At 71.2% G+C, this 25,793-nt stretch carries 18 protein-coding genes; 13 read left to right on the top strand and 5 right to left on the bottom strand.

Annotation, left to right across the window (positions count from 1 at the left end; genetic code table 11):
- Positions 1-47 precede the first annotated feature (47 nt).
- Both AC5RV6_RS07965 and AC5RV6_RS07970 read left to right on the top strand, forming a co-directional pair.
- Positions 48-1,475, top strand: a complete 1,428-nt coding sequence (locus AC5RV6_RS07965) for a DUF4192 family protein (protein WP_494006777.1) — start codon at positions 48-50, stop codon at positions 1,473-1,475.
- Positions 1,476-1,721: 246 nt separating this feature from the next.
- Positions 1,722-3,074: an RNA polymerase sigma factor gene (locus AC5RV6_RS07970; RefSeq protein WP_494006778.1), complete on the top strand. Its 1,353-nt coding sequence runs from the start codon at positions 1,722-1,724 to the stop codon at positions 3,072-3,074.
- Between the two features lie 224 nt (positions 3,075-3,298).
- On the opposite strand, the gene AC5RV6_RS07975 is transcribed toward AC5RV6_RS07970, so the two are convergent.
- A complete protein-coding gene (locus AC5RV6_RS07975; protein WP_494006779.1) occupies positions 3,299-3,511 on the bottom strand; it encodes a DUF7455 domain-containing protein in 213 nt (70 codons plus the stop codon).
- Positions 3,512-3,763: 252 nt separating this feature from the next.
- Here AC5RV6_RS07975 and AC5RV6_RS07980 point away from each other — a divergent pair, with 252 nt between their 5' ends.
- Complete coding sequence (locus AC5RV6_RS07980; protein ID WP_494006780.1) at positions 3,764-5,869, top strand: DNA gyrase/topoisomerase IV subunit B; 2,106 nt, start codon at positions 3,764-3,766, stop codon at positions 5,867-5,869.
- A 25-nt stretch (positions 5,870-5,894) separates the two neighbouring features.
- On the opposite strand, the gene AC5RV6_RS07985 is transcribed toward AC5RV6_RS07980, so the two are convergent.
- Both AC5RV6_RS07985 and AC5RV6_RS07990 read right to left on the bottom strand, forming a co-directional pair.
- Positions 5,895-6,863 (bottom strand): M56 family metallopeptidase, encoded by a 969-nt coding sequence (locus AC5RV6_RS07985; RefSeq protein WP_494006781.1) that lies wholly within the window; start codon positions 6,861-6,863, stop codon positions 5,895-5,897.
- Between the two features lie 12 nt (positions 6,864-6,875).
- The gene (locus AC5RV6_RS07990) at positions 6,876-7,244 is read right to left on the bottom strand and encodes a BlaI/MecI/CopY family transcriptional regulator (RefSeq protein ID WP_494006782.1); all 369 of its coding nucleotides are present in this window, start codon (positions 7,242-7,244) and stop codon (positions 6,876-6,878) included.
- 235 nt (positions 7,245-7,479) lie between these two features.
- Here AC5RV6_RS07990 and AC5RV6_RS07995 point away from each other — a divergent pair, with 235 nt between their 5' ends.
- The 4 genes from AC5RV6_RS07995 to AC5RV6_RS08010 all read left to right on the top strand — a co-directional run bounded on the left by AC5RV6_RS07995 (position 7,480) and on the right by AC5RV6_RS08010 (position 14,587).
- On the top strand, positions 7,480-9,099 hold the full coding sequence (locus AC5RV6_RS07995) for a cytochrome ubiquinol oxidase subunit I (RefSeq protein ID WP_494006783.1): 1,620 nt from the start codon (positions 7,480-7,482) through the stop codon (positions 9,097-9,099).
- A 72-nt stretch (positions 9,100-9,171) separates the two neighbouring features.
- On the top strand, positions 9,172-10,143 hold the full coding sequence (gene cydB, locus AC5RV6_RS08000; RefSeq protein WP_494007378.1) for a cytochrome d ubiquinol oxidase subunit II: 972 nt from the start codon (positions 9,172-9,174) through the stop codon (positions 10,141-10,143).
- A complete protein-coding gene (cydD, locus tag AC5RV6_RS08005; RefSeq protein WP_494006784.1) occupies positions 10,140-13,595 on the top strand; it encodes a thiol reductant ABC exporter subunit CydD in 3,456 nt (1,151 codons plus the stop codon). Before cydB ends, cydD begins: the two co-directional genes overlap by 4 nt.
- 2 nt (positions 13,596-13,597) lie before the next feature.
- Entirely contained in the window at positions 13,598-14,587 is a 990-nt protein-coding gene (locus AC5RV6_RS08010; protein WP_494006785.1) for a GNAT family N-acetyltransferase, read from the top strand.
- 13 nt (positions 14,588-14,600) lie between these two features.
- On the opposite strand, the gene AC5RV6_RS08015 is transcribed toward AC5RV6_RS08010, so the two are convergent.
- Entirely contained in the window at positions 14,601-15,293 is a 693-nt protein-coding gene (locus tag AC5RV6_RS08015) for a metal-dependent transcriptional regulator (RefSeq protein WP_494006786.1), read from the bottom strand.
- 141 nt (positions 15,294-15,434) lie between these two features.
- Between AC5RV6_RS08015 and AC5RV6_RS08020 the strand changes: the two genes are divergently transcribed.
- From AC5RV6_RS08020 to AC5RV6_RS08030, 3 genes are all read left to right on the top strand, one after another.
- Positions 15,435-15,773, top strand: a complete 339-nt coding sequence (locus AC5RV6_RS08020) for a metal-sensitive transcriptional regulator (protein WP_494006787.1) — start codon at positions 15,435-15,437, stop codon at positions 15,771-15,773.
- A 65-nt stretch (positions 15,774-15,838) separates the two neighbouring features.
- A complete protein-coding gene (locus tag AC5RV6_RS08025; protein ID WP_494006788.1) occupies positions 15,839-16,057 on the top strand; it encodes a heavy-metal-associated domain-containing protein in 219 nt (72 codons plus the stop codon).
- A gap of 34 nt (positions 16,058-16,091) precedes the next feature.
- Positions 16,092-18,392 (top strand): heavy metal translocating P-type ATPase, encoded by a 2,301-nt coding sequence (locus AC5RV6_RS08030; RefSeq protein WP_494006789.1) that lies wholly within the window; start codon positions 16,092-16,094, stop codon positions 18,390-18,392.
- 120 nt (positions 18,393-18,512) lie between these two features.
- On the opposite strand, the gene AC5RV6_RS08035 is transcribed toward AC5RV6_RS08030, so the two are convergent.
- A complete protein-coding gene (locus AC5RV6_RS08035) occupies positions 18,513-20,996 on the bottom strand; it encodes a DNA gyrase/topoisomerase IV subunit A (protein ID WP_494006790.1) in 2,484 nt (827 codons plus the stop codon).
- Positions 20,997-21,148: 152 nt separating this feature from the next.
- Here AC5RV6_RS08035 and AC5RV6_RS08040 point away from each other — a divergent pair, with 152 nt between their 5' ends.
- The 3 genes from AC5RV6_RS08040 to AC5RV6_RS08050 all read left to right on the top strand — a co-directional run bounded on the left by AC5RV6_RS08040 (position 21,149) and on the right by AC5RV6_RS08050 (position 25,773).
- Positions 21,149-23,845: a bifunctional acetate--CoA ligase family protein/GNAT family N-acetyltransferase gene (locus tag AC5RV6_RS08040; RefSeq protein WP_494006791.1), complete on the top strand. Its 2,697-nt coding sequence runs from the start codon at positions 21,149-21,151 to the stop codon at positions 23,843-23,845.
- Positions 23,846-23,926: 81 nt separating this feature from the next.
- A complete protein-coding gene (locus AC5RV6_RS08045; RefSeq protein ID WP_494006792.1) occupies positions 23,927-24,592 on the top strand; it encodes a DUF5998 family protein in 666 nt (221 codons plus the stop codon).
- A gap of 5 nt (positions 24,593-24,597) precedes the next feature.
- Positions 24,598-25,773, top strand: coding sequence for an alkaline phosphatase family protein (locus tag AC5RV6_RS08050; RefSeq protein ID WP_494006793.1), 1,176 nt, complete (start codon positions 24,598-24,600; stop codon positions 25,771-25,773).
- The last annotated feature ends 20 nt before the right edge of the window (positions 25,774-25,793 follow it).

Below are 25,793 nucleotides of genomic sequence, written 5' to 3' on the forward strand. Positions count from 1 at the left end.
GGGCTCCGCGCCCGCCGGCGGACCGGATGGGCCTAAGACTGCTGCGCATGAGTCAGATCTCCCACGGCGAAGCCTCCGGCCTGCGCATCCGCGCCGCCGAGGACGTGCTCGCCCTTGTGCCCCACCTCCTCGGGTTCACCCCGGACCGCTCGCTGGTGCTCCTGGCCCTGCGCGGACAGCACCTCGGCGCAGCCGTCCGGATCGACCTGCCCCGGCAGGCGCTGCACGGCCGGTTCCTCCGCGAGGCGGTGCGGCTGCTGCGCAGCGACCGGCAGGCCGACGGCATGCTCATGGTTCTCTATGCGCCCGAGGCCCTGACCTCGCCCGGCGGGTCCCTGGAAGAACTGCCGGAGCGGCTGGCGGACGAGGCGGTCCGGGCGGGACTGCCCGTCCAGGACGGCTGGACGGTCGGTGCCGGCTACTGGCGGAGCAGCTTCTGCACCGATCCAGGCTGCTGCCCGCTGCCCGGGCGCCCGACCGCGGACCTGGCCTCGGCTCCGCTCGGCACCGAACTGGTGTTCCGCGGCAGCGTGGCGGCCGAGACCGTGGAGGAGGCCATCGGCCGCGAGCTGAGGGAAGCGGCAGCCCGGCTCCGGAGCTCCGGAGCGGATCCCGCAGCGGAACACGCGACGCCGGGTCCATCAGCGATGGCCCGCGGCGACGCCGCACGGCGGCTGCAACGTACCGAGGACCGCCCCGGCGTGTTCCGCGGCTGGTGGCAGCATGCCACCGTGCTGCGCCACGTCCTCGGGGCATGGGAAGCCGCCCTGGCCGGCGCCGCCGAGGGGGCGGCGCCGGCCCCCGCCGAGGCAGCCCTGCTGGCGGCGAGCCTCGCCAGCCGGACGGTACGGGACCTGCTGCCTGTGCAGGCGGCCGTCGGCCTGGTGCCGGCCCTCCGGGGAGCCGCGGGCGCCGGGCTGATGATCGACGGACCGGTGCCTGCCGCGGTGCTCATGAACCTCCCCGCCCTCCCGCCGGACGTGCGCGCGGCGCTGCGCCTCGAATCCGGAATCGGCCCGGACGCCGCCGCCGGGGGGACTGCGGAAAGGCAGGGCCCGCCGGCGCCTGGCCCCCAGCCCGGGCTGGGGGAGGTCCTCACCGGGCAATGGGACGGCGCGCCGGACTGGGGCCGGCTGGACAGTGCCTTCCGCCTGCTGGCGTGGTTCGCCTGCCTGCCCACGGAGCCGGCCGCGGCAGGCGAATCCGTCGCGGACGCGCCGGACGCCGCGCCTGCCCGTCCTCCGGCAGGCGCAGGCCTCGTGATGTCCACCGCGGAGCCGGCGGTTCCGACCCTGCTCGCATGGATCGAATGGGCGCGCGGCCGCGGCTCGCGCGCCAGGCTGCTGCTGGAGCAGACGCTTGCGGACCATCCCGGCTACCGCCTCGCCGTGCTGATGTCCGAACTGTTCGCCGGGGGTACGGTGCCCCGCTGGACCAGGCGGCCGGCCACCGCCTGGAGCCCCGGTCGACCCTGAGTTTCCCGGGCACTGCACGCAGCGCGCGCCCGCCGCAGGGGCGGCGTGCTGTCCGCCGCCCGGAATCCGTGCGACAATGGGAACCGAGACCCGGTCGGGTTCGTGTATCAAGTGTCACGTTTGCTCCGGCGCCGCAGGCGCAGGGAACAATACGTGCACGGCAGTTGTTGCAGCTTCGGCAGCAGTGCTGCCGGCCACTTGGTTGCAAAACACGGACTTGACAGGGTCATAGTGGTGTTGCGACCGATGGTGACGCCACAACCCGCCGTATGTGAAAGGTTTTCTGTGTCGCCGAGAAAGACAACTGCAGTCGAAGAGACTGACACTGCAAGTACGCTCACCGCTGCAGCCGGGACCGTTGAGGCCGGCTCCGCTGAGGCTGCTGCCGGCACCAAGACCGCTGCCAAGGCCCCCCGCAAGCCGGCAGCCGGACGGAAGACCACGGCCAAGGCCGGGGCCAAGACCGGTGGACGCAAGAAGGCCGCGGCCAAGGAAGAGCCGAAGCCCGAAGAGGACGAGGTCCTGGACGGCGACGACGATCTCGAAGCCGAGCCCGACGCCGACGCCATTGTTTCCGCCGACGCGGAGGATACCGACACCGCGAAGGCCGGGACTCCCACCGGCACCGGGTTCGTCTACTCCGACGCCGATGACGACGACGCCCCCGCCCAGCAGGTCGTGTCCGCAGGCGCCACGGCCGATCCGGTCAAGGACTACCTGAAGCAGATCGGCAAGGTCGCCCTGCTGAACGCCGAGCAGGAAGTGGACCTCGCGCTGCGCATCGAGGCCGGCCTCTACGCCGAGCAGAAGCTCGCCGAGGACCCGGACATGGATGCCAAGCTCAAGCGCGAACTGCAGTGGGTGGTGCACGACGGCAAGCGTGCCAAGAACCACCTGCTCGAGGCCAACCTCCGCCTGGTCGTCTCGCTGGCCAAACGCTACACCGGCCGCGGCATGCTGTTCCTGGACCTCATCCAGGAAGGCAACCTGGGCCTGATCCGTGCCGTCGAGAAGTTCGACTACACCAAGGGCTTCAAGTTCTCGACCTATGCGACCTGGTGGATCCGACAGGCCATCACCCGGGCCATGGCCGACCAGGCCCGCACCATCCGCATCCCGGTGCACATGGTTGAGGTCATCAACAAGCTCGCCCGTGTCCAGCGTCAGATGCTGCAGGACCTGGGCCGGGAGCCGGCTCCGGAGGAGCTGGCCCTTGAGCTGGACATGACCCCCGAGAAGGTCATCGAGGTGCAGAAGTACGGCCGCGAGCCGATCTCGCTGCACACCCCGCTGGGCGAAGACGGAGACTCCGAGTTCGGCGACCTGATCGAGGACTCGGAAGCAGTGGTCCCCGCGGACGCCGTGAGCTTCACGCTGCTGCAGGAACAGCTGCACTCCGTGCTCGACACCCTGTCCGAGCGGGAGGCCGGCGTCGTGGCCATGCGCTTCGGGCTGACCGACGGCCAGCCGAAGACCCTCGACGAGATCGGCAAGGTCTACGGGGTGACCCGTGAGCGTATCCGCCAGATCGAGTCGAAGACCATGTCCAAGCTGCGCCACCCCTCGCGGTCCCAGGTGCTGCGCGACTACCTCGACTGACTCCGGTCCGCCGCAGTGCGGAACCGCCCGTCGGAGCATGAAAAAGGCACCCCGCTCCGGGGTGCCTTTTTCATGCTCCGGTCATGCTCCGGCAGATCGTCCTCCGGCCCGGCCCGTCAGGACCGGGTCCTCACGGGACGAAGGAAAAGGCCCCTTCCGCAGATGCGGAAGGGGCCTTTCCAAGCTCGTTCAGGGCATCAGCCCCGCCGGGATGTTCCCGCCGATCAGGCCTCTGCCTTCTCGTGCAGACGGGAGGTCTCGTCCTGCCATTCCGAGGTCAGCGGGCGCAGGTTCGCCTCCACTGCGCGGGCGTGGTGCCCGCAGAAAAGCAGTTCCCCGCCGGAGGACTCAAGCACGGCCCGAACATACGCCTGGGCTCCGCAGCGGTCGCAGCGGTCCAGCGCAGTCAACGTACGATTAGCTACTGCAGCTGTCATTGGATGCCTCCTCAAGGGTGTTGATACTTCATTCAACCACCTTTGCCGTCAGGGTCTTTCCGGACGCGCCCCGCTTTCGCTCAGCGCGTACGGCGCGTGTGGGGCCGGACACGTCCTCCACGTCGCTGGCCCGTTCCGGGGGTGGCGGGCACTAACCTTGAGGAAAAGGTCCCCTCCCGCGGACCGTCAGCACACCGGCCGGCAGCGTTCCGGCCGCCGATCGGCCCTGCGGCCGGAGGAGTTCCAACACACGTGGCGCCCAGTTCTGAGTACACCGCCCGGCACCTGTCCGTCCTGGAAGGGCTTGAAGCGGTACGGAAGCGTCCCGGCATGTACATCGGGTCCACCGACTCCCGGGGCCTGATGCACTGTCTCTGGGAGATCATCGACAACTCGGTGGATGAGGCCCTGGCCGGCTTCGGCCAGAGCATCAAGGTCATCCTGCACGCCGACGGCTCCGTCGAGGTCCATGACGACGGGCGAGGCATCCCGGTCGACGTCGAACCGCGGACCGGCCTCAGCGGCGTCGAGGTGGTCTTCACCAAGCTGCACGCCGGCGGCAAGTTCGGCGGCGGCTCGTACGCCGCCTCCGGCGGCCTGCACGGCGTCGGCGCCTCCGTGGTCAACGCGCTCTCCGCGCGGCTGGACGTCCAGGTCGACCGCGCCGGCAAGACGTACCAGATGTCCTTCCGCCGCGGCGAGCCCGGCACCTTCGACGACGGCGCCCGCCCGGCTCCCGATGCGGCGTTCTCGCCCTTCCTGGAAAGCTCCCGCCTCGAAGTGGTGGGAAAGGCCAAGCGCGGCGTCACCGGAACCCGGATCCGCTACTGGGCGGACCGGCAGATCTTCACCCCCGACGCGAAATTCTCCTACACGGAGCTCCAGGCGCGGGCCCGGCAGACCGCCTTCCTGGTTCCCGGGCTGCGCATCACGCTGCGGGACGAACGCCGGCTGCCCGGCACGGCGGGCGAAGAGGGCCCGGTCGAGGAGGTGTTCCATTACGACGGCGGCCTCTCCGAATTCGCCGAGTTCCTCGCGGCCGACGCCCCGGTCACCGACACCTGGCGCTTCCAGGGATCCGGCCGCTTCACCGAGTCCGTCCCGGTGCTCGATGAATCCGGCCACAGCCGGATCGCCGACGTCGAGCGTGAATGCGAGGTGGACATCGCCCTGCGCTGGGGCATCGGCTACGACACCACCATCCGTTCGTTCGTGAACATCATCGCCACCCCGAAGGGCGGCACCCACCTGGCCGGCTTCGAGCAGGCGCTGCTCAAGACCTTCCGGAAGACCGTGGAGGCCAACGCCCGCAAGCTCAAGGCGGGCAACGACAAGCTCGAAAAGGACGACGTCCTCGCCGGGCTCACCGCAGTGCTGACCGTCCGGCTGGCGGAACCGCAGTTCGAAGGCCAGACCAAGGAGGTCCTCGGGACCTCCGCCGTGAAGTCCATCGTGGCCAAGGTGGTCGAAAAGGAGCTGACCGCGCGCCTGAACGCCACCTCCAAGGCGGACAAACACCAGGCCTCGCAGCTGCTGGACAAGGTCGTCGCGGAAATGAAGTCCCGCATCTCGGCCCGCGTGCACAAGGAGACCCAGCGGCGCAAGAACGCCCTGGAGACCTCGTCCATGCCCGCCAAGCTGGCGGACTGCCGGCTGGATGATCCGGAGCGCTCCGAGCTGTTCATCGTGGAGGGCGACAGCGCGCTCGGCACCGCCAAGATGGCGCGGTCCTCCGACTACCAGGCGCTGCTGCCCATCCGGGGCAAGATCCTGAACGTGCAGAAGGCCTCGATCTCCGACATGCTGTCCAACGCCGAGTGCGCGGCGCTGATCCAGGTGGTCGGCGCCGGGTCCGGGCGCAGCTTCCAGCTGGACGCCGCCCGCTACGGCAAGGTGATCTTCATGACCGACGCCGACGTCGACGGCGCCCACATCCGGACCCTGCTGCTGACCCTGTTCTACCGTTACATGCGCCCGCTGGTGGAGGCCGGACGCGTCTTCGCCGCCGTGCCGCCGCTGCACCGCGTGGAGATCATCAACCCGGGATCCAAGGCCAACGAGACCGTGTACACGTACAGCGACAAGGAGCTGCACCAGCTGCTCTCCAAGCTGGAACAGGAGGGGCGGCGGTACAAGGAGCCGATCCAGCGCTACAAGGGCCTGGGCGAGATGGACGCCGATCAGCTGGCGGAGACCACCATGGACCCACGGCACCGGATGCTGCGCCGGGTGCGGATCGGTGAGGCTGCGGCCGCCGAGCAGGTTTTTGAGCTGCTGATGGGCTCCAATGTCGCTCCGCGCAAGGACTTCATCGTGGCCGGAGCGTCCATGCTGGACCGGGACCGCATCGACGCCTGAGACGGCCGGCAGGCCCGTCGGCGGTTCAGCGCCAGGGCACCAGCTGGGGCGCAAGCAGCAGGACGGTCGGCACGGCCACCAGCGCCAGGGCCGCCAGCAGCACCAGCGCCCGCTGCCAGGCTGCCAGCGGCGGGCGGGGAGTCAGCAGCCGGCCCAGCCGACGCGCGGCGTCCACCGGTTCCGAGGACTGTGCCCCGCCGAGCGCGGGCGGGCCGTCAGGAGCGGTATCGGGCGGCAGCGGCGCCGAGCCGTTCGCGACGAGGGCCAGCGCCCGCACCATGGTGGGACGGTCCACCTCACGCAGCGCCTCGTCGTCGGCGAGCATTTCGATCAGTTCGTGCACGGCCTGCTGGGCCAGCTGCGACGTCGGCAGCCAGGGCAGCGCGGCACGCCAGGCGGCGAACGCCCAGAGCAGCAGATGATGGCGCTGCAGCAGGTGGGCACGTTCGTGCGTGAGGACCGCCTGCAGCTCGCCCGGGGTCAGCATCTCCAGCAGCCCGTCGGACAGGACGGTGACGGCCCGGCCGCCGCCGGGCAGGCAGTAGGCCACGGGCGCAGCGTAGGGCACCACCACCGTCGCGCCGTAATCCGGGGAGGGGGAGCTGAGCAGCTGCAGCATGGAACGGTGGCGCCGGCGGTCCCTGGTGATGCGGTAGTAGGTGAGCAGCAGCGTGAACACCAGATGCGCGCCCAGCAGCAGGGCCGCGCTGAGGGCGAAGACGTGCACCAGGCCCAGCGTGGTGGCCGGCTCGCCGTGGATCAGGATGCCCCACAGCCCGCGGAACGCGGCCGGCAGGTTGTCACCGAGCGGCTCCAGGCCCCACGTGAGCATGGCACCGATCATGGACAGGCCGCCGGCCAGCGCGATCGCCTGCCAGAGCACCAGGGCGGCAAACGGGGACCGTGCGGTCCATGCGGCCCTGGACAGCAGGATCGGCACGGGCCAGGCCAGGATGATGGCCAGCCCGGCCAGCAGGTAGGAGGCCAGGAACACCTGGGCGGAGCCCTACGGCGTGACGGCGCCGAGCAGGCGGCGCAGCGTCTGCGCCTCGCTCTCGGAAACCGAGCCGATGAACCGGGCCAGCACGGCCTCGCGGTCACTGGCGGAGCCGAGGGCCTCATGCATGAGTTCGGCGGTGTGCTCGGCCCGGGTGGTGACGGCCCGGTAGCGGTGCGGGCGGGTGTCCCGCTCACGCTCGACCAGGGACTTCTTCTCCAGACGTGAAAGCACGGTGAGGACCGTGGTCACGGCAAGGTCCTTGCCCTCACCGCCCCGGGCCGCGAGCTGTTCACGCAGTTCATTGGCGGTGGCCGCTTCGGCCGAATCCCACAGCAGGTCCATCATCGCCCGCTCAAGCTCGCCGAGGGTTGCCATCTTCCGTCCTTACGTCTATCCGGTCGTGCTGCGTCATGCTGCGTCCGTGTCCTCCAGGGTGTGCGGCGCGGAGGCCGGGCCGCCGAGGCACGAAACTGTACCACCAAATGTACCGTGTTTTCCGCCATGTTTCTACGAACCGTAGAAATTTTTACGGCGGTGTTCTACGATCTGTAGAAGAAGATATTTCTACACAAGGTAGAAGTTCTGTTTCTTTGGTTCGAAGGATCCCGCGTTGGACGCTCTAGACATCGCACGGTGGCAGTTCGGCATCACCACCGTTTACCACTTCCTCATGGTTCCCCTCACCATCGGCCTCGGGCTGGTGGTGGCAACGCTGCAGACCGTCTGGGTCCGCACGGGCAAGGACGAATACCTGAGGATGACCAAGTTCTGGGGCAAGCTCTTCCTCATCAACTTCATCCTCGGCATCGCCACCGGCCTGGTCCAGGAGTTCCAGTTCGGGCTGGCCTGGAGCGAGTACAGCCGCTTCGTCGGCGACGTGTTCGGCGCCCCGCTGGCCCTGGAATCGCTGCTCGCCTTCTTCACGGAGTCCGTGTTCCTGGGCCTGTGGATCTTCGGCTGGAAGCGGTTGCCGCAGAAGATCCACCTGGCCACCATCTGGGCCGCGGTGCTGGCCTCGGTCGTCTCCGCCTACTTCATCCTGGCCGCGAACTCGTGGATGCAGCACCCGGTCGGCACGGAGATCGTGGACGGCCGCGCCCGGCTGACGGACATCTGGGCGGTCCTCACCAACAACACCCTCCTGGTCGCCTTCCCGCACACCATTACCGGCGCCCTCGCCGTTGCCGGCGGCTTCCTGCTCGGCATCGCCTGGTATCACCTGTGGAAGCGCCGGAAGGACGGCATCGACACCGTGGACGACTCGGGCCGCGTGGTTGTCGGCGAGGTTCCCGGCACCGGCCGGGACAAGGCCGACCATAAGGTCTGGTTCCGTTCGCTGCGCATCGGCGCCTGGATCGCCGTCATCGCATTCGCCGGAGTCGCCGTCACCGGCGACCTCCAGGCCAAGCTGATGTTCGAGCAGCAGCCGATGAAGATGGCCGCGGCGGAATCCGCCTGCCACGACGGCACCGGCTTCTCCGTGCTCGCCGTCGGCGACGTCGGTTCCACGGACTGCAACGACGTCACCAACCTCATCGAGGTTCCGGGCCTGCTCTCCTTCCTGGCCAACGGCGACTTCACCACCGAGGTCAAGGGCGTGAACACCCTGATCCCGGAGTATCAGGAGGCCTACGGCGAGTTCCTGCCCGAAGGTGAGATGTACGGCGACTACTCGGGTGCGCCCGTCAACTACGTGCCCGACCTGGCGGCCACCTACTGGGCCTTCCGCATCATGATCGGGTTCGGCGCCGTTGCCGCCGCGGCGGCCGCCGCCGCGCTCTGGGTCACCCGGAAGGGCACCGTTCCGCAGTCCAAGTGGCTGATGCGCCTGGCCGTCTTCGGCATCCTGGCGCCCTTCGGCGCCAACGCCGCCGGCTGGGTCTTCACCGAGCTGGGCCGCCAGCCCTTCGTGGTGGCGCCCAACCCGGCCGCTCTGGCCTTCGGCGGCAACGACGGAGTCTTCATGTTCACCGCCGCCGCCGTCTCACCGGGCGTCGAACTGAGCGAGCTGCTGTTCTCGGTCATCGCGTTCACGCTGGTCTACTTCGCCCTGCTGGTGGTCGAGGTGCGCCTGCTGGTCAAGTTCGTCCGCGGCGGCGTTCCGTCCTCAATGCCGGGCCTGCTCCACGACGGCGACGACGGCCCGTCCGGCGGCCTCGACTCGGCCGGCAGCGATGACCCGGACGGCGGCCGGAAGAAGGCCGACGATGTCCTCGACTTCGCGTACTGACCCGCGACCGACTCCTGGAGAACTGACGTGACGCTTCCCACTCTGTGGTTCATCATCATCGCCTTCCTGTGGATGGGCTACCTCTTCCTGGAAGGCTTCGACCTCGGCGTCGGCATGCTCATGAAGCTGATGGCGCGCAACGACAAGGACCGCCGGGTCATGCTCAACACCATCGGCCCGGTCTGGGACGGCAACGAGGTCTGGCTCGTCACCGCGGGCGCCATGACCTTCGCCGCCTTCCCGCTCTGGTACGCCTCGCTCTTCTCGACCCTCTACCTGCCGCTGGTGCTGGTCCTGCTCGGACTGATCTTCCGCGCGGTGGCCATCGAGTACCGCGGCAAGCACGACGACGACCGGTGGCGCAGCCGCTGGGACTGGGCACTGTCCCTGGGCTCCTTCGTCTCCGCGTTCGGCGTGGGCGCCGCGCTGGCCCTGACCAGCACCGGACTGCCGCTGAACGAGAACGGCGACCGGGTGGGCGGACCGTTTGCCTGGTTCAACGGGTGGGCAGTCATCGGCGGCCTGGCCGTGGTCGGCTTCGCCCTCGTGCACGCCCTGGCGTTCCTCATGCTGAAGACCGACGGCGACATCCGCCTGCGGGCCCGCCGCGCCCTGGTGCGCTGGCTTCCGCTCGGCATCGCGCCGATGGCCGTCTGGGCGGTGGGCGTCAACCTGGACAGCGGCAGCCTGGCCTCGCTGGTGCTGCTCGCCGTCGCGGTGGTGGCGGTCGCCATGGCCTGGGACTTCGCCCGGCGGGGACGTGAAGGGTTCGCCTTCGCCTCCCTGGGGACGTTCCTGGTGGCCGGAGCGGCGTCGATCTTCACCGCCATGTACCCGGTGGTGCTGCCCAGCAGCCTCGACGCCGCGTGGGACCTGACCGTTCAGAACGCCTCCTCCGGCTCCTACACCCTCACCGTGATCAGCTGGGTGTCGCTGCTCGGCCTGCCCATCGTGATCCTCTACCAGGGTTGGACCTACTGGGTGTTCCGCAAGCGTGTCTCCGCGGACTCCATCCCGGCGGCCCATACCTTCAGCGCCCAGTGAAGCCGGTCCTGCCCGTCAGTGCCGCCAGCCGCCGCGCACTGTACCTGCTGGGCCTCGTAGCCGCGGTCAAGGCCGTGGGCCTGGTGCTCCTCGCCGGCGGCGCCGCCGAGGCGATCGCCGGGATCGCCGCGGGCAGCGTCGACTGGGCGCACGCCCTCGGCACCGGCGCCGCGGGCGCCGTGCTGCGGTCCCTGGCCATGTGGGCGCAGGAATCGGTGTCCCAGCGGGCCGCCGTCGGCGTCAAGGACGAACTGCGTGCCCGGCTCACCGACCGGATCCTTGCCGAGGGCGGCACCGTGCCGGGCATGGGCAACGGCGCGCTGAGCGTGCTGCTCACCCGCGGGCTGGACGGCCTGGACACCTACTATTCAAAGTACCTGCCGGCCCTGGTGACCTGCGCCGTCGTTCCCGCCCTGGTGGGCCTGCGGATCCTGGCGGCGGACTGGGTCAGCGCCGTCGTCATTGTGCTCACCGTTCCGCTGGTGCCGGTGTTCATGATCCTGATCGGCCTGCATACCGGCGACCGCACCGCCCAGGCCATCGACGCCCTGCACCGCCTCTCCGACCACATGCTGGAGCTGGTCCGCGGCCTGCCCGTGCTCGTGGGCCTGGGCCGGGCCCGTGCCCAGGCCCGCGCCCTGCGCGACGTGGCCGACGAGTACCGGAAGACGACGCTGCAGACCCTGCGCGTGGCCTTCCTGTCCTCGCTGGCCCTGGAGCTGATCTCGACCATCTCGGTGGCCGTGGTGGCCGTCTTCATCGGCATCCGGCTGGTCAACGGCGACATGTCCCTGGAGCTGGGCCTGCTGGCCCTGATCCTGGCGCCCGAGTGCTACCAGCCGCTGCGTGACCTGGGCACGGCCCACCACGCCAGCGAGGACGGGCTGGAAGCGCTGCGGCGCACCGACGGGGTGCTGACGGCGCCCGCCTCCACGCCGCTGGTTCCGGCCGCCGCGCCGGCGGCTGCCGACGCCGCCGCCGGGAGCGCCGGGCCACGCGACCTCACCGTGACCGGCCTGACGGTCCGCTATCCCGCCCGGGAGGGCGCCGTGGTCCAGGACCTCGGCTTTACCGTTCCCGCCGGCCGCATCGCCGCGCTCACCGGCCCCAGCGGGACCGGCAAGACGACCGTGCTCGAAGTCCTGGCCGGCCTGCGCCGGGCCGTTCCCGACGCCGGATCCGGCGGTTCGGACTCCCCGTCCGAAGGCGCCGCCATCACCGGGACGGTGACCGGTGCGTCCGCGGACACCACCGCCTGGATTCCGCAGCACCCGGTGCTCGTCGAGGACACCGTAGCCGCCGAGATCGCGCTCTACGCCGGCGCCGCCACCGCCGCGGAGGGACGCGCGGCCGCCGTCCGGGCGCTGGCCGACATCGACGCCGGCCATCTCATCGATGCCTCGACCGGAGACCTCAGTCCCGGCGAGCAGCGCCGCGTGGCGGTGGCCCGGGCGCTGGCGCGGCTGGCGCACCGGCCGGAGGTCACGCTGCTGCTGGCCGACGAACCCACCGCCCACCTCGACGCCGCCAGCGCCCGCGCCGTCATCGCCGCCCTGCAGCGGCTGCGGGGGAGGGCCACGGTCCTGCTCGTGGCCCACGACGCGGCCACCGCCGCCGCCGCGGACCTGCACATCCCGGTGCACCCCGGCGCCGCTGCGCCGGAGGCCCCCGTCGTGGACGCCGCCGATCCCGCTGCTGACTTCACGGCTCCCGGCGCGGCGACGGGAACGGCCGACGCGGCGGAGGAAACCCCCGCCCGGCAGCCGTTCCGGCTCAACCTGCTGGTCCTGCGGCCGTGGAGCCCGCAGTTCCTGCTGGCCCTGCTCCTGGGCACGGGGGCCACGCTCTTCGCGGTCGCGTTGTCTTCGCTCTCCGGCTGGCTCATCGTCCGGGCCAGCGAACAGCCGCCGATCCTCTACCTGCTGACCGCCATCGTCGGCGTCCGCTTCTTCGGCATCGGCCGTGCGGTGCTGCGCTACCGCGAACGCCTGCACCTGCACGACGCCGTCTTCCGCGCCACCAACGCCCTGCGCATCCGGCTCTGGAACGGACTGCTTGAGCGCCCGGCCGGGTGGCGGCGGCTGGCACGCGGCGGAGGCGCCCTGGAACGCCTGGTCGGCGACGTCGACGAGCTGCGCGACATCGCGCCGCGCGTGGTCTTCGCCCCGATGACCGGCCTGCTCACCGCGGCCGTCGCCTGCCTCGCCACCGGGCTGCTGATGCCGGCGGCCCTGCCCGGCGTCCTGCTGCTGTGCCTGTTCGGGCTGGTTCTATCCCCGCTGCTCGCCCTGGCCGCCGATGCGGCCGCCCGGGCACGGACGGTCCGCCTGCAGTCCTCCGCCATGGCCGCAATGGCCCGCCTGCTGGCGGCCGCCCCCGACCTGGAGGCCAACGGCTCCGCCGGCCCGGTGCTGGCCCGGCAGCGCGCGCTCGAGGCGCAGGCCTCCGCAGCCGTGCGCCGCAGCGCCTGGGCCGAGGGCCTGGCCAACGCGCTCACCGCACTGGCCTGCGCCGGCTCCGCCCTCTGGGCCTGCCTGCACACCGGCGGCACCGCGCCGTCGATCGCAGCGGTCATCATCCTGATGCAGCTCGCCCTGATTGAACCCTTCGTGGCCGTCAACGGCTCCATCCAGCAGCTCAGCGCCTGGCGCACCCTGGGGGACCGGGTGCTGCCCGACCTCGGCAGCCCGGACGTCGACGACGCCGGAACCACCGGGACCGGCGCCGCAGCCGCGGAGTCCCAGCCGGCCGCCGATGGCGCGCCGGTCCGCACCCTGGAGCTCGACGGCGTCGGCTACCGCTATCCGGGCGCACCGGCAGCCACGCTGCAGGGCATTGACCTGACGCTGGAGAACGGCGACTGGCTGGCCGTCACGGGGCCCTCCGGCAGCGGGAAGTCCACGCTGCTGGGCGTCCTGCTCGGCTTCCTCAGGCCGGAGGAAGGCCGGATCCTGATCAACGGGCGCCCGGCGGACGACCTGCCCCCGGCGGCCCGACGCATGGCCTGGTGCCCCCAGGAGGCCCACCTCTTCGACTCCACGCTGCGCGGGAACCTGCTGCTGGCGCGCGACCGCGGGCACGCCCCCACGGAACCGGAGCTGGAGCAGGCGCTGCAGGCCGTGGGCCTCGGCCCGCTGCTCGAGCGGCTGCCTGAAGGACTCGATACCCGGGTGGGTGCCGGCGGCCACTTCCTCTCCGGCGGCCAGCGGCAGCGGGTCGCGGTGGCCCGCGCGCTGCTCACGGACGCCGACGTCGTGCTGCTGGACGAACCGACCGCTCACCTCGACGCCGAAGCCGGACGGCAGCTGATGGCCGACCTGCGCAGCGGCCTGGCCGGTCGGACTGTCGTCATGGTCACCCACAATCCCGACGATGCAGCGTGGTGTGAGCGCCGCATGCACCTGGAGCACGGCCGAATGGAGCCCCCGGCGGAGGTTCTGGCTAGGCTGTAGGAATGACGGCACCCATCGAACCCCGCCGCCCCGGCCCGGAGACCGGCCTGCGCTGGCGCGCCCTTGAAACCGCCGATGTCCCGGCCTGGCACGCGCTGGTACAGCGCATGGCGGCCGCCGACCGGCCGCCGTGGACCGACACCACGGCGGATCTGGAACACGCCCTGGCCAACAGCAGCAACGATCCCGCACGCGACACCCTGGCCGGCTTCGACCGCACCGGGGCGCTGCGGGCCTTCGGCCGCGTGGCGCTCAACCGCGGGTCCGAAACCGCTGACGGGTACGGCGGCGTCGACCCCGAACTGCGCGGCCGGCGGATCGGCCGGGAGGTGCTGCGCTGGCAGCTGGAGCGCGCCCGGCAGCGGCTGCACGGCCCGGGGCACCGCCGCCCGGTGCTGCGCGTCTACGCCGAGGAAGCCAACGCCGGGCATGTCGGGCTGCTGGCCGCGGCCGGAGGATCGGTGTCCCGGTACTTCACGGAAATGACCCGCTCCCTGGACTCCGCTCCGCCCGAGGCTCCGCTGCCGGACGGCATGAGCTTCGCAACGTTCAGCAACCGGCTTTCCGAACCCATCCGGCAGGCCCACAACGAGGCCTTCCGGGACCACTGGGGCAGCGAGCCGCGGGACCTGGAGCGCTGGAAGTTCACCACCACGCACCCGCATTTCCGGCGGGACTGGAGCTTCGCGGTGCTCGACGGCGAGGGGCAGGTCGCCGGCTACCACCTGGCCAGCTATGACCCGGAATGCGAGCGTATCCACGGGCACACCGAGGGCTACACCGAACTGCTCGGCGTGCGGCGCGGCTGGCGCGGCCAGGGCCTGGCGCCCGCCATGCTGGCCGAGGCGATGCGGCGCTACGCCGCCTCGCAGATGCAGGAGGCGGCGCTGGCCGTGGATACGGAGAATCCCTCCGGAGCCCTGGCCCTGTATGAGAACCTCGGCTACCGGCCCACGCACCGCGAAGTGGTGTTCGACTTCCCCCTGCGCTGAAGCGCCGGGGCGGTCAGTCGGCGGGAGCCGGATCCGCGGCGCGCGGAACCACCCAGATGGCTTCGGCCGCGGGCAGGCCCAGGTCCAGGCGCTTCCCGGCGGCCAGCAGGGTCACGGTGCCGGCGTAGGCCTGCCGCTCCAGGACCTGCAGCCCGACGTCGAGGTTCAGGCCCAGCCCGGCCAGGTAGCGCAGCAGCTGGGGGTCGGTATCCGAAACGCGTGCCACCTGCACCTGCTCGCCCGGTTCACAGCGGCTGAGCCTGCGGGCGTCCAGGGGTGGAAAGCTGCCGTCACGGCCGGGGATGGGGTCGCCGTGCGGATCACGCAGCGGGTGGCCAAGGCGCTCGGCCAGGGCATCGACCATCTTGTCGGAGACAGCGTGTTCAAGCTGCTCCGCCTCGTCATGCACCTCGTCCCAGCCATAGCCGAGGTACTCCACGAGGAACGTTTCGATCAGCCGATGCCGCCGCACCATGGCGACCGCTGCCCGGTGCCCGGCCTCGGTGAGCGCGATGGAGCCGTAGCGGGCGTGCTGCAGCAGGCCCTGCCGGGTCAGGCGCTTCACCGCCTCGGAAACCGAGGACGGGGAAAAGCCCATATGGGCGGACAGGGCCGAGATGGTCACCGGCGCGCTGGTCCACTCCTGCGCTGTCCAGATGACCTTCAGGTAGTCCTCAGCGGCGGCTGAAAGCTGGATATCGGGCACCCGTCCACCATACGCCAGAGCCCGTGGAGCCGGTCGGAGGCGGGGCTGCTGATACCCCCTGGGGGTACTTGACTGATACCCTCCGGGGGTATACCTTGAGGGCTGTAGACATACGCCGCCGACCTCATCGAGGAGCCCGCCATGGACATCGACCTGCAGCCCGAGGGATCGGCAGCCTCCGGGCACGGCTACGGCTACTCCGAGGACAAGGAAGCCTATCTGCGGCGGCTGCGCCGCATTGAGGGGCAGGTCCGCGGCATCGCGCGGATGGTCGAGGAGGACAAGTACTGCATCGACATCCTCACGCAGGTTGCCGCGATCAACAAGGCGCTGCACGCGGTGAGCCTCGGCCTGGTCCGCGACCACATGTCGCACTGCGTGGTGGGGGCCGCCGAGCAGGCGCAGGCCACCGGCGACCCCTCCGTCGTCCAGGAAAAGGTCCAGGAAGCCGCCGACGCCATCGGCCGCCTGTTGCGCTGAGCGCGCGCCGGCCGCCGCCCCCACCGAAGAAGCCGAACCCACCGAACCTACCGAAAGGCACCACCATGGAAACCGTGCTCAACATCACCGGCATGACCTGCGGCCACTGCGTCTCCTCCGTCACCGAGGAGCTCACCGCAGTGCCCGGCGTCGAAGGCGTGGACGTCACCCTCAACAGCGGGCAGGCCTCCGCCGCGGTGGTCCGCCATGACCCCAACGTCACCCGGCAGCAGCTGAGCGAGGCCGTCGCCGAAGCCGGGTACACCGTCGTCGCCGGCTCCTGAGCCCGGCGCTCCGCCCCGAAAGGAGGGGTTCTGGATGAGCACCGAAGAACTGTTGAATCAACGTCCCGCCCGGGTCCTGGAACTGGACATCGAGGGCATGACCTGCGCCTCCTGCGTGGGGCGGGTGGAGCGCAAACTGGGCCGGATCGAGGGAGTCTCCGCTTCGGTGAACCTGCCGCTGGAGTCCGCGGTGGTGCACGTCCCCGAGGATGTCACCGATGAGCAGGTCGTCGAGGCGGTCAACTCCGCCGGCTACCGCGCCCGGCTGCGCCGGCCCGCACCGGAACCGCACGCTCACGGCGGAGAAGAGCCTGACCATGACGGGCACGGGGGCGGGCCCGCCCCCGAGGACCACATGGCTCACGGCGGGACCGCGGCCGACCTGCGGCCCCGGCTGGTCACCGCCGCCGTGCTGTCCCTGCCGGTGCTGATGATCAGCATGGTGCCGGCACTGCAGTTCCCGCAGTGGGGCTGGGTGGTGGCCGCCCTGGCCACTCCCGTCGTCACCTGGGCGGCGTGGCCATTCCACCGTGCCGCCGCGGTCAATGCGCGGCATGGAGCCTCCACGATGGACACGCTGGTGTCCATCGGGGTGATCGCCGCCTACCTCTTCTCCCTCACCGAACTGCTGCTGGACCCCGCAGCCACCGCCGATCCCGGCATGGACGGGATGGGCGCAGGCGTGGAGCTGTACTTCGAAGTGGCTGCCGTCGTCGTCACGTTCCTCCTGCTGGGACGCTGGCTGGAGGCCGGCGCCAAGGCCCGCGCGTCCTCGGCCCTGCGTGCCCTGCTCAATCTGGGAGCCCGCGAGGCGGCGGTGCTGCGCGACGGCCGGGAGGTCATGGTGCCCGCCGACCGCCTGGCGGTCGGCGATGTGTTCGTCGTCCGGCCCGGCGAGAAGGTGGCCACGGACGGGATCGTGCTCGAGGGCAGGTCCGCCGTCGACGCCTCACTGCTGACCGGCGAGAGCGTTCCGGTGGAGACCGGACCCGGTGACTCCGTCACCGGCGCCACCCTGAACACCTCCGGGCGGCTCATCGTCGAAGCCACCCGTGTGGGCTCGGAGACCACGCTGGCGCAGATGGGGCGCCTGGTCAGCCAGGCGCAGTCCGGCAAGGCCCCGATCGCCCGCCTCGCGGACCGGATCAGCGCCGTGTTTGTGCCCGTGGTCCTGGCCGTCGCCGTGGCGACCTTCGCGCTCTGGATGCTGTTCAGCGGCGACCTGCAGGCGGCCTTCACCGCCGCCGTCGCCGTCCTGGTCATCGCCTGCCCCTGCGCCCTGGGGCTGGCCACCCCGGTGGGCCTGCTGACCGGCACCGGCCGCGGCGCGCAGCTGGGCATCCTGATCAAGGGCCCGCAGGTCCTTGAAGACACCCGCACCGTGGACACGATCGTGCTGGACAAGACCGGCACGGTCACCACCGGGCGCCTCTCGCTGGCCCATGTGCGGGCCTTCGACGACCAGGACCTCGACGACGGCGTGCTGCTGGGGCTCGCCGCGGCGGTCGAAGCCGCCAGCGAGCACCCCATCGCCCGGGCCATCGCCGAGGCGGTCGCGGAACCTGCCCCGGTCACGGGGTTCGAGTCCGCTCCCGGCGGCGGTGTCCGCGGCTCCGTGGACGGCCGCAGCGTGGTGGTCGGCCGCACCGGGTGGCTTGAGGACAACGGCATCGGCCTCACCGACGCCGCCCGCGCCGCGCTGCTGCGCGAGCAGGAGGCCGGGAACACGGCGGTGCTCATCGCCGTCGACGGCCGGGCCGCCGGCATCCTCAGCCTGCAGGACACGATCAAGGACAGCTCCGCCGCCGCGGTGGCCCGGTTTCGTGAACTCGGCCTGCGCCCGGTGCTGCTGACCGGCGACAACGCCGCCGTCGCGGCCCAGGTCGCCGCCGCCGTCGGCATCACGGATGTGCACGCCGACGTCCTGCCCAGCCGCAAGGTGGAGGTGGTCCGCGAGCTGCAGGCCGGGGGAGCGACCGTGGCCATGGCCGGCGACGGGGTGAACGATGCCGCCGCCCTGGCGCAGGCCGACCTGGGCATCGCCATGGGCTCGGGCACCGACGTCGCCATCGAAGCGGCCGACCTGACCGTGATGGGCTCGGATCTGTCCCAGGTGGCCGGCGCCATCGAGCTGTCCCGGAAGACCCTGGCCACCATCAAGACGAACCTGTTCTGGGCCTTCTTCTACAACGCGGTCGGCATCCCGGTCGCCGCGCTGGGGCTGCTCAACCCGATGATCGCCGGGGCCGCCATGGCGGCTTCCTCGGTCCTGGTGGTCGCCAACTCGCTGCGCCTGCGCCGGTTCACGCCCCGGGGTCCGGCCCCGGGCCGGTGACCGCCCGGCCAGCGGAGGCCTGACGCGGGGCCGGAGATATGAAACGGGCCGGCCGCCACCCTTCCAGGTGGCGGCCGGCCCGTTGTCCGTCTCCGGTGCCCGCAGCCGGGCGGCGCTGAGCTATCCGAGGCTGGGGCCGACGGCGTCGACCTGGCTGGCCAGCGGCACACCGGAGCCGTCACGGCGGCCGTGCTCGGTGGGCAGCGCCCGGGCCACGCCGTTGGCCGCGGCGGCCTTGGCGGGGCCGTGCCCGGCCCAGGCCAGCGACACCGTGTCCTCGCCCTTCAGGAACCGGTGCGCACGCACGCCGGCCGTGGCGCGGCCCTTCACCGGGTACTCCTGCAGCGGGGTGACCTTCACCGAGCCTCCCGGCGTGCCGGGCAGGGTCTCGGCCCCGGTGGACACCGTCACCACCACCGCCTGCGGGTCCTCGGCGGACACCACGCCGAAGAACACCACCCGGTCGCCGTCGGCGAGCCTGATGCCGGCCATGCCTCCCGCGGTCCGGCCCTGCGCCCGCACCGCCGCGGCGGGGAACCGCAGCAGCTGCCCGCCGGTGGTGACGAACACGAGCTCATCGCTGTCCTCAACGGCCACGGCTGCGCCCACCACTTCATCGCGGTCCTTGAGGGCGATCGCCTCCCACTCATCACGGTTCAGCGGATAGTCGGGATTGACCCGCTTCACCACTCCGTTGCGCGTGCCCAGGGCGAGGACCTGGTTCAGCGGGACCAGGGCCACCAGGCGTTCGTTCTTCCCCAGGGACAGGAACTCCTTCACCGGCACCCCGCCGGCCAGGTTCGGCAGGCCGATGCCCGGCGCGAGCACGGGCAGGTCCATGACCTGCACCCGCACCATCCGGCCCGTGGAGGTCAGGGCGGCGATTTCCCCGCGCGCGGTGGCCCGCACGACGGAGCGGAACGCGTCATGGCGGGACCGCTTGCCGGATTCGGTGAGCTCCTGCTGGTCCGCGGTGCGGGCCACCTGGCCGGAGGTGGACAGGATCACCCAGCACGGGTCGTCGGCGATCTCCAGCGGCAGGACGGCCTTGGCGGCCTTGCCCTTGGCGGTGAGCGACGCCGCCGCGGCGGCTCCGCCGTCGGCCTCCGATTCCAGCAGCAGGGTCCGGCGGGGCGTGGCGTACTTGTCGGCGATCTCCGCCAGCTCCTCCGAGACCAGGGCGCGCAGCCGGGTGTCCGAAGCCAGGATCTCCTCGAGCTCGGCGATGTCGCGGCGCAGCTCCTCCTGCTCCTTCTCCAGCTCGATCCGCGAATAACGGGTGAGCTGGCGCAGCCGCAGCTCCAGGATGTGGTTGGCCTGCACCTCGGAGAGGTCGTAGATCGCCATCAGCCGTTCCCGGGCCTGGGCGGTCTCGTCGGAGGACCGGATGATCTGGATGACCTCGTCGATATCCATGATGGCCACCAGCAGGCCCTCGACCAGGTGCAGCCGGTCCTTCTTCCGGCCGAGGCGGAACGCGGTGCGGCGGCGCACCACGCCGAGGCGGTGGGCGACGTACACCTGCAGCAGCTCGAGCAGGCCCAGCGTGCGCGGCTGGCCGTCGACCAGCGCAACGTTGTTGATGCCGAAGGAGTCCTCCAGCGGGGTGTACCGGTACAGCTGCGCCAGCACCGCCTGCGGATTGAAGCCGTTCTTCAGCTCGATGACCAGCCGCAGCCCGTTGGTGCGGTCGGTGAGGTCCACGACGTCGGAGATCCCGGCGAGCTTCTTGGAGGTGACGGCGTCCTTGATCTTTTCGATCACCTTTTCCGGGCCCACCATGTAGGGCAGTTCGGTGACCACCAGGCCGGTCCGCCGGGGGCTGATCTGCTCGATCTCCACCTTGGCCCGCGTCTTGAACGAACCGCGTCCGGTGGCGTACGCGTCGCGGATCCCGTCCAGGCCCACGATCCGGCCGCCGGAGGGCAGGTCGGGCCCGGGCACGAAGCGCATCATGTCCTCAAGCGTGGCGTCCGGGTGCAGGATCAGGTGCCGGGCCGCGGCAATGACCTCGCCCAGGTTGTGCGGGGCCATGTTCGTGGCCATGCCGACGGCGATGCCGGAGGCGCCGTTGACCAGCAGGTTCGGGAACGCGGCGGGCAGCACCTCGGGCTGCTGCAGCTGGTTGTCGTAGTTCGGAACGAAGTCCACCACGTCTTCGTCGAGGTGGCTGGTCAGTGTCAGGGCCGGGGCGGCCAGGCGCGCCTCGGTGTACCGCGCGGCGGCCGGGCCGTCGTCGAGCGAGCCGAAGTTGCCGTGGCCGTCGATCAGCGGCAGCCGCAGCGCCCAGTCCTGCGCCATGCGGACCATCGCATCGTAGATGGCGGTGTCGCCGTGGGGGTGCAGCTTGCCCATCACCTCGCCCACCACGCGGGCGCTCTTGACGTGGCCGCGGTCCGGGCGCAGGCCCATCTCGGCCATCATGTAGAGGATGCGCCGCTGCACCGGCTTCAGGCCGTCGCGGGCGTCGGGAAGCGCACGCGAGTAGATCACCGAGTAGGCGTACTCCAGGAAGGAGCCCTCCATCTCGCTGGTCACGTCGATGTCGACGATGTTCTCAGCGATCTGCTCGGGAGGATTGGACGGGGAGGAGCGCCGGGCCATGCTGGGGTTGTGTCCTTGCGGTCGGTTGGGCGGTCCCGCCGGGCAAGGGCCCGACATGCGCCGCGGCCCGCGGCGGCACGCCGGGGCCTGGCTGACGGACCCGCCCGGCAGGTTTGCTGACAGTGCGGGAAAAATCCCACTACCCTGAGTCTATGGCGGACCAGGGACAGTACCCCGAACATTGGGAAGCGGACATCGTGTTGCGCGACGGCGGCACGGCCCACCTTCGGCCGGTGCACCCCGACGACGCCGAAGCCCTGCAGGCCTTCCACATGCGCCAGTCGCAGAACTCCATCTACCTGCGCTTCTTCACCTACAAGGCCAAACTGAGCAGCAAGGAGCTGGCCCGCTTCACCAAGGTCGACCACCGGGACCGGGTGGCGCTGGTGGTCACCATCGGCTCGGAGATCGTGGGCATCGGCCGGTATGACCGCCTCGACGACCCGGCCGAGGCCGAGGTTGCGTTCAATATCTCAGATGACCACCAGGGCCGCGGCCTGGGCTCCATCCTGCTGGAGCATCTCGCCGACGCCGCCCGCGAGAACGGGATCCGCCGGTTCTCCGCGGAGGTGCTGCCCGAGAACCGGAAGATGATCGGCGTCTTCGCCGATGCCGGCTACGAGGTGCGCCGCCACTTCGACGACGGCGTGATCGCCCTGGACTTCAACATCGACCCCACCGAAAAGTCCCGGGCGGTGATGGAGGCACGCGAGCACCGCGCCGAGGCGCGCAGCGTCGCGGACCTGCTCGCGCCGTCGTCGGTGGCCGTCATCGGCGCCAGCCGCGAATGGGGCACCGTGGGCTACCAGCTGCTGGAACACATCATTGAGGGCGGCTTCAACGGGCCGGTGTACGCGGTCAACCCGGAGGCCTTCGAGCTGGCCGGCATGGTGTCCTACGCGCGGATCGCCGAAGTGCCGGAGCCGGTGCAGCTGGCCGTCATCGCCGTGCCCTACGAGCAGGTCCTTCCCGTGGTCGATGAATGCGCCGCGGCCGGGGTGAAGGGGCTGCTGGTGGCCACGGCGGGATTCGCCGGCGACGGCGAACGGGGCCTGGCACGGCAGCGGGAGCTGGTGCGGCGGGCCCGGGCGAACGGCATGCGCGTGGTGGGCCCGGCGTCGCTGGGCATGATCAACACCCGGCCCGGGGTCTGCCTCAACGCGTCCATGGCGCCCGAGCTGCCGCGCCGCGGCGGGCTGGGCCTGTTCAGCCAGTCGGCCGCCATCGGCGTGCTGCTCTACGCCGCGGCGCAGCGGCGGTCCCTGGGCATCTCCTCGACGATTTCCGCCGGCAACCGGGCCGACGTGTCCGGCAACGACGCCATGCAGTACTGGGAGGACGACGCCGACACCCGCGTGGTGGGCCTGTACCTCGAGTCGGTGGGCAATCCCCGCAAGTTCTCCCGGATCGCCCGCCGGCTGGCCACCTCCAAACCGGTGATCGTCGCCAAGTCCGACGTCACGGGCCTGCGGCTGCCGCCCGGGCACGCCGTCCGCACCACGCAGGCGCCGCCCGGGGCCCTCGATGCCATGTTCCGCCAGTCCGGAGTGATCCGGGTGGACACCAACGAACAGCTCATGGATGTGGCGCAGATCGCCGTCAGCCAGCCGCTGCCGCGCGGCCGCCGGCTCGCGGTGTTCAGCAACTCCGCCGCCCTGGGCCGGGTGGTGGCCGACGCCGCGGTGTCGCTGGACCTGGAGGTGGCCCGCGTCGAGGCGGACCTGGAGCTGGACACCGGCATGAGCGTTGCCCTGCCGCAGCTGCGCGCCACCATTACCAAGGTGATGGGCGACGACGCCGTCGACGCCGCCGTGGTCACGCTGCTGCCCTCGCCGGGCCTGACCATGGACGCCATCGCCGACTGCCTCGCCGAATGCGTGGAGGAACTCGGCAAGCCCGTGGTCGCCGCGTTCACCGGCATCATGGAGCCCATGGCGCACGTCGAGGGCCTGCTCGCCACCCGCGACGACGGCGGCAACGGCCGCCAGCACGGGCTGCCCTGCTTCGCGAGCCCCGGCGCGGCCGTCAGCGCCCTGGCGGCCGTGATGCGGTACACCGAATGGGCCTCCCGCGAGCACGGCCACTTTGTTGAGCCGGACAACACGGATCCCGCGGCGGCGCAGGAACTGATCGATGCGCTGATGGACCAGGTGCCGGGGGATCGGCTGATGCGCCTGGACGCCGCGCAGACGGCGCAGCTGCTGGGCTGCTACGGGGTCTCGGTGCTGCCCTCCGTTCCGTTCCGGACCGCCGATGAGGCGGTGGCCGCCGCCGACCGGCTGGGCTGGCCGGTGGCGATCAAGACCATGGACGAACATCTGCGCCACCGCCTGGACCTGGGCGGGGTGCGCCTGAACATCTCCACGCCGGAGTCGCTGCGCCGCAACATCGAACACATGCACCAGGCCCTAACCCCCTACGGCAGCTTCGAGCTGGAGGTGCAGGCGATGGCACCCACCGGCCAGGGCTGCACCATCCGCGCCATCGAGGATCCGCTGCTCGGCCCGGTGCTGTCCTTCGGGCTGGCCGGCGATGCGGTGAACCTGCTCGACGACTGGGCGCACGGCATTCCGCCGCTGACCGACGTCGACGTCGCGGACCTGATCCGCGCCCCGCGGGCCTCCACCAAGCTGTTCGGCTACCAGGGCCTGCCGCCGGCCGACGTCGCCGCCCTTGAGGACCTGGTGGCGCGCCTGGCCCTGCTCAAGGACGAGCATCCGCAGGTCGCCCTGCTGGAAATCAACCCCGTCCTGGTCTCCGCCAGCGGGGTCACGGTGCTCAGCGCCGACATCCGGCTGGGCAACCCGCAGCGGCGTACCGACAGCGCCAGGCGGGCCCTGCGCGGCTGAGCGGCGGTCCGGCGGCGCAGCTGCCCACAGTCCGGCGCGTCCGTTTAGGCGATGGGGGCCGGGACGGGGGAAACTGGTTGCATGGCTCCGCTACTTTCCGCTGCCCGACGCAGCCTCGACGCTTCGATCGAACGGGCGGGTTTCTACCCGACCCTGCTGGCCGACGTCGTCCATGACGCCCTGGACGACCGCGAGCCGCTCTCGCACCTGATCCACCTGGAAACCCATTTCGACCGCACCGAGGTGCACCGGCACATCACCGTGCTCGTGCTCACCGAGGACATGCTGGTGGTCACCCATGTCGATGACCAGCAGCTGGACGACGCGGGCGAGCAGATGATGGCCCAGGTCTCCACCGAGTCGGTCCCCGTGGCCCAGATCCGCTCCGTCGTCCTGGGCTACATCTACGCCCAGCCGCAGAACTACAAGCCGTCCGACCAGGCGCGCGAGCTCACCCTGGCCATTGCGTGGTCCGGCGGGCAGCGGCTGGACATGGGCCCGGCCGGCTGCGCCGATCCCCAGTGCGACGCCGACCACGGCTACACCGGCACCGTCGCCCAGGAGGACATCGTCCTGCGGGTCAGCGCCGAGGCCGACGGGCTGCAGGCGGTGCAGAACGCCAAGGCGTTCGCCAGGGCGCTGCGCAAGGTCAACACCGACGCCACCACCGCGGCGCGGCCCCTGGACGCCGGACTGGACCGCCGGATGCCGGGCGTCCGGTTCAACCGCGGCCACCACCAGCGGTAGCGGCGGTGCTCCAGGACACCGGTTCCGCCCAGGACCTGCCGGCGGCTCCGCCCTTCGGGTCCCGGACCGTTGCGGAGGTGCTCTCCAGCGCGGCCGCCGTCGTCGGCGTGCCCGGTTTCGCCAACGCGCTGGCACTGCCGCCGGCGCGGCGGGTCTGCGTGGTCATGGTGGACGGCCTCGGCCAGTCCCTGCTGCGGCAGCGGGCCGGCCATGCCCCGTTCCTGCGCGGCCTGGCCTCCACCGGCCGGACGCTCTCCGCGGCCTTTCCCAGCACGACGGCGGCGTCGCTGGCCTCGCTGGGCACCGGCCTGCCGCCCGGACGGCACGGCATGGTCGGCTACGACGTGCTGGACCCGGCGCAGGACCGCGTGGTCAACCAGCTCGGCGGCTGGGATCCCGGAGTGGATCCGAAAGTCTGGCAGCCGCACCCGACCGTCTTTGAGCGCGCCGAGGAGCACGTGCCCACCGTGACCGTCTCGCTGCCGCGGTTTGCCGATTCGGCCATGACCCGGGCGGCGCTGCGCGGCGGCCGGTTCATCTCGGCGGAGGGGATGCACGCCCGGGTCGCCGCCGCTTCGGAGGCCCTGGCCTCCGAGAAGAGCATGCTGATGTACCTGTACTGGAATGAGCTGGACAAGGCGGGACACCGGTACGGCTGCCAGTCGGGCCGCTGGGGGGACCAGCTGGAGGAGCTCGACGGCGCGCTGCGCACCCTGGTCCGGCGGGTGCCGGCGGATACCCTGGTGGTCCTGACCGCCGACCACGGGATGCTCGACGTCGAGGCCCGGCACCGGTACGACTTCTCAGCGGATCCCGCCCTGGTGGCCGGGGTACGGCACACGGCCGGGGAGCCGCGCATGCTCCACCTCTACCTGGAGCCCGATGCCACCGAAGCTCACCGGGACGCGCTGCTCGCCGCATGGCGGAATGCCTACGGCAGCCGGGCATGGATCCTCACGCGGGACCAGGCGCTGTCCGCCGGCCTCTTCGGCGCCGAGGTCGATCCGGCGGTCCGGCCGCGGATCGGTGATGTTCTGGTGGCCGCGAGGGAACCGATCGCGCTGTTCGACACCCGGCGCCAGCCCGAGACCGCCCTGGACATGGTGGGCTACCACGGATCGCTGACCCGCGCCGAGCGGGAGGTCCCGCTGCTGACCCTGGCCGCTCCGGGCCGGCGCTGACGGCACCGGCAGGTTCCTGC

Source organism: Arthrobacter saudimassiliensis (assembly GCF_059090665.1).